The sequence below is a fragment of the Odoribacter sp. AF15-53 genome (genome assembly GCF_003479425.1).
GTDB lineage: Bacteria > Bacteroidota > Bacteroidia > Bacteroidales > Marinifilaceae > Butyricimonas.
In genome coordinates this window covers 31,850-48,713 of sequence record NZ_QUHC01000012.1, presented here as the reverse complement: position 1 = coordinate 48,713, position 16,864 = coordinate 31,850, and the positions used below count along the sequence as shown (strand labels likewise).

Sequence of the window (16,864 nt, the reverse complement as noted above, 5' to 3'; positions counted from 1 at the left end):
ATGTTGTGTGTACATCCATAATGTTTAATATTAATCAACAAATCTATGAAAAAAAACAGAAAGTGTTTTATTTTTCCGAACTTTTTATGTTCGGGTAGGATAAAACTTCTATGTAGTAGGTGGGGATTTGTTCTGGTGATGCTGATCGGTTTGCCTTTTTGGGCCTCGGCACAAGACCAGAAAGTGACGATTAACGTGAATAAAGTTGACGTTCAAGTGGTGTTTAAACAGATCAAGGAGCAGACGAAATTGAATTTTGTCTACAATGCCGATCAGTTGAAATCTATGTCGAGCGTGAGCTTGAACGTGCGGGACGTGGCGGTGGATTCCGCATTGTCTAGGTTGTTTGCGGGTACTCCTTTCGAGTACAAGTTCGAGATGTCTTCTATCGTGATCAAGAAGAGTGCGGAGAAGTTCGAGAATACGAAGGTGTTGGTTTCCGGGCGGGTGACGGATAAGAAAGGGAACACGCTTCCCGGTGTCGCCGTTTTGTTGAAGGGCACGACAGTCGGTACGGCCACAGATATGGAAGGTAATTTCAAGTTTTTGATGTCCAAGGAGGACAATGCGTTGCTAGTGTTTTCTTTTATCGGTATGAAGCGGTTGGAGATTCCCGTGAAGTTCGGTGAACCGATGAAGGTGACTCTGGAAGAGGACGCCACGGAGTTGGATGAGGTAAAGGTGATTTCGACGGGATATTATAACGTGGACAAACGGCATTTGACGAGTTCTGTGACCTCGTTGAAGATGGATGATATTATGATGCCGGGAATGAGTACGATTGATCAGATGTTGGAGGGCCATGTACCGGGTATGATTTTCATGCAGAATTCGGGACAGGTGGGTGCTGCTCCGAAGTTGAAGATCAGGGGAACATCAACGATCCTGGGGTCTACGGCCCCGTTGTGGGTGTTGGATGGCGTGATATTGACCGATCCGGTGAACGTGGATCCTACTCAAATTAATGATCTTGATTTCGTGAATTTGTTGGGTAACGCAATTTCCGGCTTGAACCCGGATGATATTGAACAGATCGACGTGTTGAAAGATGCTTCCGCGACGGCTATTTACGGACCGAAGGCCTCTAATGGCGTGATCGTGATTACCACGAAGAAGGGTAAGGTGGGGGCTCCTTCTGTGTCTTATTCGGTAAGCGGTTCTATACGTCGTCGGCCTCATTACACGGATCGTGCGGTGAATGTGATGAATTCTAAAGAGCGGATTGATATATCGAGGGAAATCGTGGATAAACGCTTGAAAATTGGAGATTTAAGTAGTTGGGTCGGTTACGAGGCTGCCGCATCGGATTTGTATAACGGGGTGATTAGTTACGGGGAATTTAACGAGAAAGTGCGGGATATGGAGACTTGCAATACGGATTGGTTGGATATATTGATGAAAAATTCATTCTCTAACAATCACACGTTGAGTGTCTCCGGGGGTACGGATCACATACGTTATTACGCTTCGATGGGGTACAATGATGAAAACGGTAATATTCGTAAGGAGTCGAGCAAGCGTTATTCGGGGTTGGCGAAAATAAATTTGAATTATAGTGATTTTACGGTACAATTTTCGTTAACCGGGAACTTGCAAAAGAAAGAGTATACTCCCACGGAAGTTGGGCTTACAGGCTATGCTTATAATACCAGCCGGAGTGTGAGAGCTTATAATGATGATGGTTCTCTTTGGTTTTATCAGCGCGGGGACAGAACCTACGATCAACCCTTTAGTATTCTTAATGAACGCGATCACTCGTATAATAAGATCAATACGGATCAGTTGAATCTGACGGTCGCATTGGGGTATAAAATATGTTCTTATTTGAAGGCGGACATTCAATTTTCCTATGGCGTTTCTCATACGGATGATAATACTTATTTTGGTGAAAAATCCTGGTATGCGGCGGAGAAAAGGAAGTGGAGCGTACACACGAAGGCGATTGCTGTTGGCAGCTCTGAGCTTCCTAAGGGGGGAGAATTGAGATTGAAGAATACGAGAAACGAGAATTATAATCTGCGTGGTCAGTTGACTTTCAATAGTTTTTTGGATGCAGGTAATATTCACCAGTTGACGGCTTCTCTTATCGGAGAATTAAATTCTTCGGTTTATGATGGTTTTTCAATTACTCGCAGGGGGTATATGCCTGATCGAGGAATGATTATTGATGAGATTTATAATAAAGATAATCCATACACGGCGTATAATAATTGGTTGTTGACGGATGCCAGTGCCCGTGGGGTGTTGACAAATAATCTGACGCGTTTGGTCGGATTGATAGGGACTGTTTCTTACGTGTACAAGAATTCGTATATTCTTAACGCAAATGCCAGGATAGATGCTTCGAATAAATTTGGAGATAAGAGTAACGAACGTTTATTACCGATCTGGTCTGTTTCAGGGCGTTGGAATTTGCATGAGAACGTGTTGAAGAATGTGACTCGTGTTAATACGTTGGCGTTGAAACTGTCGTTCGGTTACCAGGGAAATATGTCAGCGCAGGAGTCTCCCCGCTTGATTATTAAGAAGGGGGGAATGGATAATTTTTTTCAGGAGTATAAATCGGAGATACAGAATTACCCGAATCCTGATTTGAAATGGGAGAAGACTTTAACCTTGAATGCTGACGTGGAATTTTCTTTCTTTAATAACAAGTTGAACGGTACCGTGGGTTATTATTACAGGAAGACAACGGATGCTTTTATGAGTAAAACCGTGTCTTTTATTAACGGTACCGGGAAATACTCGGTGAACAAGGGAACGTTGACAAATCAAGGATACGAGTTGTCATTGAATTTTGTACCGATTAACACGGCTACTAGTATAAATGGAGAACGCCGTGGTTTTGTTTGGCGTTTTGATCCGAATTTTGGCTCCGTGTTTAATCAATTGGTGGATAAACTGAAAAAGAAAGATAAGGTGTTGGAGGATGAAATAACTTTTAAAAATTACCTGGATGGTTCGGTGCAGATAGCGGGACGTCCGGTCAACACGTTCTTTTCGTATAAGTTTAAGGGGTTGAGCCCGGAGGACGGTCGTCCGATGTTCTATGGGGCGGAGGAAACTTCGATGGTCGATGGTGAAGAGGTGAGTACCCATGATTTGTACACGAGTATGGACAAAGAAGAGGTGTTTGCGGCCGTTATGGAGCGTTCCGGATGCCGGGAACCCTTTTTACAAGGAAGTATCAGTAATTATTTCGGTTGGAGAAATTGGGGGCTTTCGGTGAACGTTTCGTACAGTGTAGGGTCAAAGATTCGTTTATTGAAGATGTATAATAAGCCGACGAGTGCCGCACCGGGACCGGAAACGAATATGCGCGGGGAGTTTGTGAATCGTTGGCAGCGTCCGGGAGACGAGTTGCATACAAATGTTCCCGGTTTGTTGACACAGAAGGAGTTCGAGAATACGTTGAGTCGACAATTCTGGTTTGGGAAGAGTTACGAGTTTGCTGATAATATCTGGACGATGTATGATTATTCGAATTTGCGTGTGGTTTCCGGCGATTACGTGAAATTGCAGGGATTATCCTTGCGATACGTGGTTCCACAGCGTTTTTGCAGTAAGCTTGCACTGAAATCGGCTTATATAAACTTGAGCGGATCTAATCTTTATACATTTTGCAGTAAAAAGTTGAAAGGACAAGATCCCACGCAATCGGGATCTTCGGATTTGATAAATTTATCTGTACGTCCGATGTATTCATTCCAGATTAACCTAACCTTCTAAATGCGAATAAAGATGAAAAAAGTAATTTATTTAATTATAGGATGTCTCGGTTTTGTTTCTTGCGGGGATTTTCTGAAGGAATATTCTCAGGATTTGGTGTATGCTTCTTCGCTGGAGGATATGGATGAGGTCCTGATTGGTAATGGCTACATGAAGCATGAAGGATATCCTTCTTTTGTTTTTTCTTCGGGACAGGCTAATGCAGTATACTATATGTGGCTCAACGTGATGGATGATGATATTCAAGAATTTGGATCGGGACCTTATTCTGTCGGGAATTCGGGTAATCCCAGTGAATATTTACGTTCATTTTACGAATGGAGCAAGGTCCCGTTTCAAAATGAAAAAGGAGTGCCTTACGATGACGAGAACTGGAAGAAGCTCTACGCGCACATCAGTTATTCGAATGTTATCATTTCGCAAGTGGATGAATTTTCAGAAGATTCGAAAGGTGCCAAACGCCGGATTAAGGGAGAAGCTCAATTTTTGAGAGCGGCTTATTATTATTTGCTGGTTAATTTTTACGCGAATCCTTACGTGAAAGCGACAGCTGAAACAGATCCGGGAGTTCCTCTTAAATTAATAGAAAAAGTGGATGATAAATATTATAGCCGTAATTCAATAGCGGAGGTTTACAATCAGATTGTAAAAGATTTGAAAGATGCCGCCGAGAATTTGACCGGAGTGGAACAACCGACAGTTTATCGGGTTAACGAAGCGGCTGCGCGTATATTATTGAGCCGGGTATACCTTTACATGGGCGAGTGGCAGTTGGCCGCTGATGAATGTGACCGGGTAATGAAGCTTGGAATTCATTTATCAAATTTAAATGATTTCGACTTGACAGAAACGATAGGAGTGCCTGGGGATAAATTGAGGGTTACGAAAGCTCAATATATGAATACCAGCCAGTCACCGGAGGTGTTGTTTACCCAGGGAAGTAACGGGTGTCCGTATCTTATGTTTGATAAAACAAGCATAGGAAGATATGCCGTGTCCCAAGAGTTGTGCGATTTGTATACCAAGTATCCGGAGGTGACGGATTTGCGGTTAACCGGTTTCTTCTCGAAGTCACAAGTTAATGGTAATTATCGTTTTGTACGGAAAACTTCAGATGTTCTGGCTGATATGACGACATTTGACTGTTTTATAATCCGTTCGGCGGAAGCGTATTTGAATAAAGCGGAAGCCGAGGCGATGTTGGGAGGGGATGCGATTACACCGATAAAGAAGTTGTTGGAGAATCGGTTTGCCGGGGGGCAAATACCGGCAATTGATGGTTTATCGGGTAAGGAGTTGGTGGAATTTATTCGGGATGAACGTCGTCGGGAATTGTGCTTCGAGAGTCAGCGCTGGTTTGATTTGCGTCGCTATGCCGTGTGTGTTAAGTATCCCGAATCGAAGGAGATTGACCATGTGTCTTATTTACCCGCAACGGCAGCAAATGCTAACGGGATTCCGAATGGTACGTACCGACTGAAACGGTACGAGGAGGAGCGGGCTTACGTGTTGCCTATTCCCGGATACGAGATTGTATTTAACCGGGGCGAACTGGTTGATAATCCGGAACGAGAAGATCGTGAGGCTATTTAATGATATAATAGGATAGTTATGAAAAATAAATTTATAGTATACGGGATTCTAAGTGTTCTTTCGTTTGTCGGTTGCGATAAGGAAGATGATTTGTCTTGGAATGGAGAGAGGACCAATTGGTTTGAGATTCAAGATAAGCCTGGACGATTTAATCAATTAGCATATCAGGTTTATCGGGAAAGCGGATTACCTATTTTTGTGAATGACACGATTGGAACGGAAGTCCGCGGAACGGATGCATACGGAGAGCCAATTATTCATCACGAGATGTTTGTTGTCGGTTACAGTATTACTTCACAATTGGGGGAAGCGGGTTTCGTGTTGTCGTCCGATACTGCTAATATGTTGAAAGCTGTCGAGTTGATCCGGGATCGTGTTATTCCTAATTTGCCCGCTAAATTATTGTATCGTCCTTATTCTATTTTTTTGGTGGATACGTTGTATTCGATTGATTACGATTGGAAGGCGGATCCTAAATCTTGGCCGGATAATATGCAAACCGCGTATAGTTACAGAAGTATGATGGGGGTTGTTGCCGGGCGATTGTTTGAAATTTCAAGAATGAATGAAGATGAACAAGCGTTTTGGGCTGGGATGATTGTGGCTGAAAATGTGGCACCTGCACTTATGGAGCATTATAATGATGATATACAGGATTTTTATAAGGTGACAAAGGATGCCGGGGGAGATTATCGCACTATGTATCGGGGATTTGCATCAACGGGTGCGCCCATTGACCCTAATTTTAGTAAAGAGTGCGAAGAGTTAGGTTTTTTCGAATGGAAAAACGTGGGAAGGTATAAACCGGCGCCGACACTTTTTGTGCAAAAAACTACCATCAGTGATGCTTTGGATGTAAAGGAATATGTCGCAGCCGTGTATGCTTATACACAGCAGAAATTTGAAGAATTGTATGCAGACTATCCGTTTTGTATCAAGAAGTATGAGATCATGAAAGGGATCGTTGAACGTTTTAAGCAAGAAATAGATAAATAGTTTTTAGGGAGCCGAGAGGCTTTTCGGCTCCCTGTTTGTATGTTTTATTCGGGAGTACCGGGATTTCCGGTGCTTAGGGAGTGTGTTGTATTTAAATTGCAAATAGTATGAAAAGATTTTTGAGGATCATTGGGTTGAGCGTGTGCTGTTTAGGCGTGTGCATGGCAGAAGGGGCCGGACAGATGAAGAAGTCGCAGGAGCCGAAAAATCGGGAGGCTTCTTTACCGGAAACAGGAAGTATTACAAAGGCAAAAGAGGTTGTTGCTATTGAGAAGTTCGTGAAACCGACGGCACGAACGTATAAGGGGATGTTTAACGTGTACGTGCAGGACGGGCGGTATTTCGTGGAGATACCGAGAGCGTTGCTCGGGCGGGATATTCTGGCAATGCAGGTATTGGCGAAAGGGTCGGCGCAGAACGAGAGGGCTTCTACCCAGTTGTTGGGGTATGCGGGGGACCCGTTGTCAAATCGTTTGATTCGTTTTGTGCAGGATGGGGAGAATGAAGTGCGTTTGATAGAACCGGAGGGAGATAAATGGATGAAGGACACGACGAGCGAGATATATCGCCTGATGCAGGCGGTGGGGAAAAGATCGGTCACGATGATTTTTGACGTGAAAGCGAGGGGAAAGGAGAGCGTGTTGATTGACATGACAGATGTGTTGATGACGGATAATAACGTGTTTTCGATGAAAGACATGAAATCGACCCTAGGGTTAGGGGCGTATCAGGCGGATCGGGCGAGTATCGCGGGATGTCGCGTGTTCCCGGATAACGTGATTTTTCGGATGATCAAGTGCTACGGGGCGGGTGCGGCACCGCAGTTGTCATCTTTTAGTAAATCAAAAAATGACGTGAAGCAGAATCCGACGGAGTGGGAGTTGGCGGTATCGTTGCGCTTGCTGCCGGAGGAGAGGATGCGACCGAGGTACGAAGATAAGCGGGTCGGGTATTTTGTGGTAAAGGGGATGGAGTACGGGAATCCGTTGAGGACGAAAGAGGCTGCGTATGTTTGCCGCTGGAGGATGGAACCCTGTTCGGAAGACATGGAAAAATATAAGCGGGGCGAATTGGTGGAACCCCGGAAACCGATCGTTTTTTATATTGACTATGATATTCCCGAGTTTATGATCCCGCATTTGATTGCAGGGGTGAAGGATTGGGAGAAGGCTTTCGAGCGGGCGGGTTTCAAGAATGCGATAATGGCGAAACGTATGCCCCGTCCTGGTGAAGATCCCAGTTTTTTGCCGGAAGATGCCCGTCACTCGATTATCTCGTATAAGGTGTCACCAATCGGGAACGCTCTCGGTCTTCAAACGAGTGATCCGAGGACGGGGGAGATTTTGAGTGCCCGTATATCTGTGTTTCATTGCGTGCAGGAGTTGTTGCAGAAATGGTATTTCGCACAAGCGGGGGCTATTGACGAGCGGGTTCATCGTTTTCCTTTCCCGGAAGAGGTGATGGGAAGGCTGGCGAGATACCTAGTTTCTCATGAAGTGGGCCATGCTTTGGGTTTGCGTCATAATTTTTACAGCAGTACGACGTACACGATTGACCAGATCCGGGATAAGAATTACGTGAAGGAGCACGGGCACACTGCGTCGATTATGGATTATGCGCGTTTTAATTACGTGGCGCAACCGGGGGACGGGATTGCGCTGGATGATATGGTGCCGCGCATGGGGGAATATGATTTGTTTGCTATTGAGTGGGGGTACCGGTATTTCCCGGAGATGAAGGATGAGCAAGAGGAGAAGGATTATTTACAGGCATGGACGACCCGGCAGAGGAACGAGAATGAACGTCGGATTTTTGGTAGCGAATACAATCCTAGTGATCCCCGGATGCAAAGTGAGGATTTGGGAGATAATAATATGAAAGCAAATGAACTGGGCATCGAGAATTTAAAGCGAATTGCGAAGAACGTGGAGGTGTGGACGGAAGGGGATGATACTTTCGGTTCGGTACAGGTGGAGATGTACAAGGGTTTGTGTGACCAGTATCTGAAATATATCACTCACGTGGTGAATAATGTCGGGGGACGGTTCACGTGTGATAAGTTGCGTTCGGAGGGAAGCGGCATGGTCGTTCCTGCCAGTAAGGAGCAGCAAAAAGAGGCTTTGGCTTTCTTGGATAAACATTTTTTCCATGCCCCGGAATGGTTGTTTGAAGATCGTTTGACGGATATAGCCGGGATGAATAAGGTGAGAGTTATGCGGATGTTGTACGGGATGATGTGCGAGAAATTGGTCGGGGCTTTCTTGAGTATTTCAGATGACGAAGGAATGGCGGAAGATTCTTATCGTTTGCGGGAGTACATGGATGATTTGTACGGGATGATTTTCACGGAAGCGTTGAATTATAAACCCGTGGATCCTTGTCGTAGAGAGTTGCAACGTATGTATTTGGGTGGTTTGAAAAAGGCTATGGAGCGTACTTTCGTGGATTATCCGGCTATTACTTCTTTGATTTTTGAACAACAGGAGAGAGTGAAGGCTGATGCCCGTAAAGCGGCAGAAAAGAGTAAAAATTATTTGACACAAGCTTATTGGAAGAGCCTTGTAGAACTTTAGATTTATGATTTCAGATTTACGATTAAGTGATTGGTTATGAAAAGATATTTGATAAGTATAGTATTGTTGGTATTGTCGGTTGGCGTTTTCGCGCAAGGAAAAGAACCGATGGTGTTTTCGGCTTTTAATAAAGCGGAAGTAGAAAAAACGGATGGAATTTTGCCTGTTTACCGAATGGGGGATAAATGTTATCTGGAGATTCCGGTAAAGATGCTGGGACGGGAGATGTTTTTGTCGGGATGCGTGGTGCGCGGCACTGGGTTATCTTATACTTTGACAGAAGGGCTGGGGGTTGTTGTATTTAAAATGGAACCGGGACATAGGGTGTCTTTGTCGAAAGGCATACTGGGGGAACGGGTGTCCGATACGACTTCGGGGATGTATAAACTGATGTCGGAACGGGTGCTGGAACCGGTAGATTTTTTATATAATGTTGTGGCATACGGGGCGGATGGGAAAAGTCCGATTGTTGATATCACGGCATTGGTGAAGAGTAGTCCGGAGTGGTTCGGCAGTGCGGAGAGAGGAGCGATAGATGCTTCTAAATGCGAGGTGACGGGAGTGGAGAGGTTGGAAGACGGGGTTAAGTTTTCTGTCGTGCGGGTTCACTCGTTCGCAAAGCAGGGATTCATGGGCATACCGGGAAAGGAGGGAATAACTCCGATAGAGATGGCGTGTATTATCCGGGTGTTGCCGGAGAAGTCCATGGTAGTACGTTACGCGGATCCGAGGGTTGGCTATCGGACGTTGAGTTACTTGGATTACGGGCGTAATCCGCAAGGAGTGGAGAAAATGTCGTTGATATACAAGTGGAATCTTTCTATTGCCCCGGAGGATCAAGCTCTCGTGGAGCGCAACCAGTTGGTAGCCCCGGAAAAGCCGATTGTGTTTTATATATCTCAGGAGGTGCCGGAACGTTTTCGCCCGGCGATTCGGGAAGGAATATTGGCGTGGCAGGTGGCTTTTGAGCAGGCTGGGTTTAAGGGGGCATTGCAAGTGAAAGATGCGGATCAAACGGTTGATTTGGCTTTGGCTGATGCTGTTGTGACTTGTTCTCCTACTAGCGGGGGTATAAGTTCTTCAATTTTAGCGCATCCGAGAACGGGTGAAATCCTGAAATGCCGTTTGAATATATCGTACTATTTTATACAAAGTGAAATGGCAAATTATCTGTTGCAATGCGGGATGGTTGACGAGCGTATCGTGAATGATAGGGCTTGCGAGGCTTTGGCTATGGATATATTGCGTTATAGGGTGTCTTCTGAAGTGGCGAAAGTTTTTGGTTTACTTCCCAATTATGCCGCTAGTATGGCTTTTACAGCAAAACAGATGAGAGATCCGAAATGGCTTGCAGAGAATGGTTATACCGTTTCCGTGACGGACGAATTGCCTTTTAATTATGCCGTGCAGCCGGGTGACGGGGTGAATGTGAAGGATTTGATTCCCCGTGTCGGTTCCTACGACCGTTGGGCTATCACGTGGGGATATAAGCAATATTCCGCCACGCCTGACCCGGAACAGGACAAGAAGGTGTTGGATCAGTTGTGTCAATCCGTAAGGAAAGTTAAAGTTTTGCGGTATAGAGGGTATGACAAAGTAGATCCCCTGGGGACCCGGGGCGATTTGGGGAAAGATCGTGTTGCGGTGGTCGAATTGGGAATGAAAAATTTGGAAAGGATATACCCGAGGTTAGAAGAGATTACAGCTAAAACAGACGGGGAGTCATGGGAAGAATTGAAGGGTATGTATAGCCAGGTACATTCCTTGTATAATGATTATTTGAAGAATGTCGGAGGATTGATTGGCGGGCGGTATACCGCTCCCGTGATAAAAGGGAGTGACGAACGCCCCGTGTCTTATGTATCCCGCAAGGAACAAAAGGAGGCAATGGAGTTTTTGAATCGTTACTTGTTTGCAGGTATTCCAACGTGGTATAATAGTGAGCTTAGCGTGCAAAACGGTTGGTTGACCGCCGAGGAGATGTTAAGACGGTTTGCTGATTCTTGGCTGAAAGAAAAATTAGAGGAGGGGAATATCGAAATATTGTTTCGGGGGGAAGTTGCCGGAGGGAAGGACGCTTATTCGGTGAAGGAGTTTTTCGCTGATCTCGACAGGATGATTTTTGATGATTATAAGGTTTCGGGAGTGACAAGCGTTCATCGGAAAAATATGCAATATTCTTACGTGAAAGGCATGGTTGAGGGTATGAGAGAGGTGCAGGGAAAGTCGAAATCCGATGAATATAGTATGGTGATGGTAATGCATACCCGGGAGATGAAGGAAAAATTGGAACAATTAGGAAAATCTCACCCGGATGCCGGAGAAGGGGCATACTTTAGAAGTCTGGCTGCTAAGCTTAAAAAATAATCGTGATGAAAAGGTGTGTTTTATGTTTGATGTCTGTAGTATTATTTCTGGCGGTCAATGGGTGCCGCCAGAATACAGACCATAAACAGAATCTTCGTGTCTTGTATGTCGGGATTGATCCGGGCAAGAGATTACCTCCGATGAATTTTGCTCATGGTGCGGGTATCGCGGAAAGTCGTTACGAGGAAGATATGAGAGGGCGTATGCCTGCTTTTGAGAAGTTGTTGAAGTCGCATTTTGTCAAGGTCGGGACCGTGGATGCGCGGGATTACCGGGAAGAAATGACCGGGGATTATGATGTGATTATTTTTGATGCGGTGCCGGAAGCGGTTGTACCGGGGAAAAAAAGTACGAAAACGAACTCTTTGAATCTTGATCTGTTATCCGAGAGTGTGCGTAAGAAGCTGGAAAATGTTGTGGATACAAAAGAGTTGTTCTCGGCCCGTTATTTCTCGGATCAGTATAGTAAACCGACTCTGTTCGTGGGGGATAAAGCTGGGATTCTTGGGGCGGCTCTGGGGTTGAAGCTGAACTGGTTTTGCCGTTGTCTGGATGCTCACGGGTATGATTTGTGCGTGGATCACCCGATTTTTAAGGAACCTTTGCCTGTCGAGTTGAAATATGAGAGACGTATTGCCCCCTCGTCCGCAGTTTCCGGGGTGGAAGGGGTGATGGTTTCCGGGGTGATGGATATGTGGCGGGTGCAAACGGAGGGTTATCGCGAAGGAGGACGGAATCGGTATCGACAGGGGCTCGTGGCTTTTGGTGATGGATTCGAGGAAAATGGCGATGGGGAACGAATAGCGGGAGGAGTGAGTGATAAGAAACGGGATGCGGTGTCTATCGGGAGGCACGGGAACTTTTTCATGTGGGGGTTCGCTGCCGATCCGGGTTACATGACGGAGGCCGCGCAACGGGTGTTCGTGAACGCGATATGTTATATCAGTCATTACGGGGGGCAGGTGCCTGTAACCCGAAAGTACGAGAATGGTTACGTGACGAGGAATAAGTTGCGCCAACAACTGGCTTTGTTCGACCGGGATGCGTTCAACCGATACGTGAGTTCGAGGGAGGCTTATAACGAGAAGTTGATGGAGTTGAAACAGGAGGTGGAGAATCTGAATGCCGCAGGGAAAGAGGTACCGGGTGATTTGATGAGTCAGGCATGGCCGCAACGTCAGGAGGTAAGAGGGTACGAGGAGTATTTGAATTATTATTTGAAGAAAGAGGGGGAACGGGTCGGGTGTCCGGGTGTGGAAGCGTATCGTCGTTACTTGGAGGAAAATATGGATTATTTTTACGGGGGAACGGGTGATTTTTCTTTCACGGTGGACGAGGATTTGAAACAATTGGGTATCGCGGTGGGAGACGTACGACTGTTGGATAAGGCTATCGGGTTGCTGGGGGGGGCGAGAGAAGAGAGGGAGAGGGGAGAGCGGTTGTTGAATCGTTATTCGGTGGAACATTTTTCAACAGCGGAAGAATGGAGTGCGTGGTTGAATGGAGCGAGAGGACGATTGATTTTTACGGAATCATGTGGGTATAAATTTGTTGACAAGGAGCGAGGAATGAGACTCCCGGGGCAGAAGGTGGAAAGTCGGGGAGGAGTACAACAGGAGAATCCGGTAGTCGTGACAGCATCGAGGAAGGGGAATGAGATTCGGGTGCAGTTCGCGATAAAGGAGGGTTTTCATATTTATTCGGGTGCCGGGGAGGAAGGTGCCTACGTGTTGACAAGTGTTCAATTTGAATATCCGGAAGGTGTTCGGGCTGACGGGAAGCTTGAAACCCCGGAAGGAAAGGCGTATGATGCGGACCCCAAGGTGCGGATTTACGAGGGAACGGTTGTTTTTATACAGCCGATAAAGATTGAAACCGATGTTGATAAGATGGTTTGTACGGTGACTTATCAGGCTTGTGATGAGACGATTTGTATGCCCCCGGTGACGGAAAAAATAGAGATCATAAATATTAAATAAATTGATATGAAACGAATTATTGTATTGGTGCTGGTATTGGTCGGGTGCGTGAAGTTTTCGGACGCCCAGATAGAGACGTATCCCGAAAAGTACGGGTTTAAGGTTTGGACGGGGCAAATGGTTCCGGATTTTGAGGTGAAAATGACAAACGGGAAAACTGTTAAAATGAAGAAGTTGCGCGGAAAGGTCGTGTTGTTGGATTTCGTGGGTGTTCATTGCGGGCCGTGTATTGCGGGATTGAAGAAGTTCGAGAAGGGGATATTCGAGCGTTTTAAAGGAAAGGATTTGGTGGTTATCCCGATTCTGGTGAAATATAAGAATTTGGAGGAGGTCAAGAAGTTTCAGGAACGTCTGGGATTTACTTTTCCCTTTGGTTTGGATGAGGATTTCGGGATAGCTTCTCTTTTTTATAATCAAGGTATCCCGCGGTATTTTGTAGTTGACCGGAAAGGGAAGATCGTGTATCACGGGCCAAGTTACATGCCCGGAACTTGGGAGGTGATGCTGGAAGCTATTGATAAGGCGTTGAAAGAGAAAAAATAGATATAAACGAGATTATTTTATAAATATGAGAATCTGGGGTTACATGATGCTTTTGCTGGCCGTGAATGAGTTATCAGCACAAAGTATAGAAGGGAAAAAGTCAGGTCGGGAGGCTAATTTTGAACAGGCGGAACGGTTTACGAGTATGAAATTCGGAATGTTGGTCGGTTCTATGAATGTAACCCCTCATTTTATAAATGGGAGTGATCGTTTCTGGTATTCTTTTAAAACTGGGGACGGGACTCGTTATTATTACGTGGATCCCAAGACTAACGTGAAGAAGGAGCTTTTTAACAGGGAACGATTGGCCGGGGATTTGAGTCGGTGGGTGCAGAAAGAGGTGAAGGGAAACGAGTTGTTTTTACCGAATTTGGTGTTTTCGAAGGATGATCGAGAGGTGGAGTTTAGGTATGCCGGGAAAAATTTCAGATATGATTTAAAGAAAGAGGTACTTTTGCTGGATACCGGGAAACGTGAAATTCCTGTTTCGGTTAAGAAGAAGGTGATGTTTGGTAAATATTCACCGGATAGCGCATATGTGGCTTACGTGAAATGTCATGATCTTTACGTGATGCGGGTGAAGGATTCGATTGAGAGTAGGTTGACGTTTGACGGGGAGCGATATTTCTCGTACGGAAGTAAGGGGGATGACACAACAAGCGGGAGGGTGGAAACTCGTGCGGAGTGGTTCGGTGATTCGAAAAAGATGTACGTGATCCGGGAGGATTTGAGGAAAGTGGGGGAATTACCATTGATTTCGATTTCGGGAAAACGGCCGACAGTGCGAACGTATAAGACAGCATTGGCGGGAGACGTGCATGTGCCGCAATATGAAGCTTCGGTGTGTGATGTGGTTGGCGGTAGGCAGGTGAAGGTGAAAATGGAGAAGTGGAAAGATCAGTTGTTGTGGTTATCTTACGCTGGGAAGAGTTCGAATCAGCTTTTTATCCAGCGTAAGAAGCGTACGCGGGAGGAGTTGGAGATTTGTGCGGTGAACACGGAAACGGGAGATGTGAGGGTTGTGATTCACGAGAAAAGTTTACCTTATTTGAATGATGATTTGTACTCGATTGCTTACCTGAATGATGGCAGCGAGATATTATGGTGGTCGGAACGATCGGGGTGGGGAAATTATTACTTGTATGACAGCAGGGGAAATTTGAAAAATCAAGTAACGTCCGGGGAATGGACCTCCGGGAAGATTGTTCGGATTGACACGACGAGACGGGTGCTTTATTTCGAGGGATATGGGCAGGTGAAAGGCGGGAATCCTTATTATGCCCGTTTGAATCGGGTGGATTTGGATGGCAAGGGGAACGTGAAGATGTTGACACCGGAAGAAGGGAATCATCAAGTGACTTTTTCTCCTTCGGGGCGTTATTTCGTGGATACTTATTCTCGTCCGGATCAGGCGCCGAGGAATGTTTTGCGGGATTGGGACGGGAAGTTGATACGGGAGTTGGAAGCTCCTGATTTGAGGAATTTGTACGAGACGGGGTGGAGAAAACCGGAGTGTTTTACTGTGAAGGCGGCAGATGATTGTACTGATTTATACGGGGTGATGTATAAACCTATGGATTTTGATTCGACAAAACGATATCCCGTTATATCATATGTGTATCCGGGGCCCTGGACGGAATATATCCCTGTGGATTTTGAATGCTCGTCTTTATCGGGAGCCCCGCAATTGGCCCAAGTGGGGTTTGTCGTGGTTTGCTTCGGGAATAGAGGGGGAAGTCCTTACCGGGGGAGAGTTTATCACTCGTACGGGTATGGAAATCTGCGGGATTATCCGTTGGCCGATAATAAGTACGGACTGGAGCAGTTGATCGGACGGTATTCTTTTATTGACAGTACAAGGGTGGGAATATTCGGACATTCCGGAGGGGGAGCGATGGCGGTGACGGCGATTTGTACTTATCCGGATTTTTATAAAGCGGCGGTGGCTTCTTCCGGAAATCATGACAACACGATTTATGATTACGGGTGGAGCGAGATTCATCACGGGATAAAAGAGGTTCAACAAGAGGATAGCGTGAGTTTTGAATTTTGCATCAAGACGAATATCGAGTTAGCCAAGCAGTTGAAAGGGCATTTGATGTTGGTTACCGGGGATGCGGACGATAACGTGAATCCGGCGAACACGTTACGTTTAGTGAATGCTTTGATCATAGCGAAAAAGGATTTCGAGCTGGTGCTTCTGCCCGGACAGAAGCACGGATATATGGGACCGGCTAAGGATTTTTATTACCGGAAGATGTGGCAACATTTTGCGAGGTATTTGTTGGAGGTGAAGGATAATATGTGAAGAATAAGATTTTAATGATTCTTTTTGAATGTATATGTTATGTCCTTAATGATTTTTTTTAATCTCTGATTTGTGTATTTGTCATGATTAATGTAAAAAGATTATTTTATATTTGTATCATAAAATCGCACGTGAGATTGTAAAGCAATGATGAACAAGGACGTATTTATTGAACAGATTAACCGGAAGGAGCCGGAGGTTTTTCGTTATTTATTTAAAAATTACTATAAATCTTTGGTTTATTTTTCAATGCGTTACGTGGGAAATCGGGAGGTCGGTGAGGATATCGTGCAGGAGTTTTTCGCTCAGTTGTGGGAGAGTGAGACTGAATATCTTTCTTATAATAGTTTTCGTACTTTTTTGTATACTTCGATCCGTAATGCTTGTCTAAATTATCTGAAGCATAAGGATGTGGAACAAAAATATATTTCTTATTCCTTGTTGAACCGGGAGGAAGATGACGAGTTGGATTTGAAAATCATGCAGGAGGAGCTTTATCGTACATTGTTTCGGCACGTGGAAGAGTTACCGCAGCGAAGAAAGGAGATCTTTAAACTTTATTTGCAGGGAAAGACAAACGAGGAGATAGCTGTTTTATTGAATGTTTCTTCGGAGACGGTGAAAACGGCAAAGAAGGAATCCGTGCGTTATATCCGGGGAAAAATGGGACATGCTTTCTTGTTACTTCTTTTATTCGATATGATTTAAATTACTTTTGGGAGTAGATTTTTTTTTGTTTTTTCGATCCCCCGTTTCTTGATCCATGTTGTCTTATA

The 16,864-nt window shown here is 45.3% G+C and carries 9 protein-coding genes; all 9 read left to right on the top strand.

The annotated features are described in order from the left end of the window. The first annotated feature begins 45 nt into the window (after positions 1–45). The 9 genes from DWW52_RS17940 (at position 46) to DWW52_RS17900 (ending at position 16,796) form a co-directional block, all read left to right on the top strand. Positions 46–3,729: a SusC/RagA family TonB-linked outer membrane protein gene (locus DWW52_RS17940; protein WP_118716963.1), complete on the top strand. Its 3,684-nt coding sequence runs from the start codon at positions 46–48 to the stop codon at positions 3,727–3,729. A 12-nt stretch (positions 3,730–3,741) separates the two neighbouring features. Next, a complete protein-coding gene (locus DWW52_RS17935; RefSeq protein WP_158582657.1) occupies positions 3,742–5,322 on the top strand; it encodes a RagB/SusD family nutrient uptake outer membrane protein in 1,581 nt (526 codons plus the stop codon). Between the two features lie 18 nt (positions 5,323–5,340). Beyond that, complete coding sequence (locus DWW52_RS17930; RefSeq protein ID WP_118716959.1) at positions 5,341–6,318, top strand: hypothetical protein; 978 nt, start codon at positions 5,341–5,343, stop codon at positions 6,316–6,318. Positions 6,319–6,425: 107 nt separating this feature from the next. Next, complete coding sequence (locus DWW52_RS17925; RefSeq protein WP_118716957.1) at positions 6,426–8,891, top strand: zinc-dependent metalloprotease; 2,466 nt, start codon at positions 6,426–6,428, stop codon at positions 8,889–8,891. Between the two features lie 36 nt (positions 8,892–8,927). Continuing rightward, a complete protein-coding gene (locus DWW52_RS17920; RefSeq protein WP_118716955.1) occupies positions 8,928–11,258 on the top strand; it encodes a zinc-dependent metalloprotease in 2,331 nt (776 codons plus the stop codon). A gap of 5 nt (positions 11,259–11,263) precedes the next feature. After that, entirely contained in the window at positions 11,264–13,237 is a 1,974-nt protein-coding gene (locus tag DWW52_RS17915; RefSeq protein WP_118716953.1) for a protein-disulfide reductase DsbD N-terminal domain-containing protein, read from the top strand. Between the two features lie 6 nt (positions 13,238–13,243). After that, positions 13,244–13,780 (top strand): peroxiredoxin, encoded by a 537-nt coding sequence (locus DWW52_RS17910; protein ID WP_118716951.1) that lies wholly within the window; start codon positions 13,244–13,246, stop codon positions 13,778–13,780. 25 nt (positions 13,781–13,805) lie between these two features. After that, positions 13,806–16,088, top strand: coding sequence for a DPP IV N-terminal domain-containing protein (locus DWW52_RS17905; RefSeq protein ID WP_233556976.1), 2,283 nt, complete (start codon positions 13,806–13,808; stop codon positions 16,086–16,088). Between the two features lie 147 nt (positions 16,089–16,235). Further along, positions 16,236–16,796 (top strand): RNA polymerase sigma-70 factor, encoded by a 561-nt coding sequence (locus DWW52_RS17900; RefSeq protein WP_118716949.1) that lies wholly within the window; start codon positions 16,236–16,238, stop codon positions 16,794–16,796. The last annotated feature ends 68 nt before the right edge of the window (positions 16,797–16,864 follow it).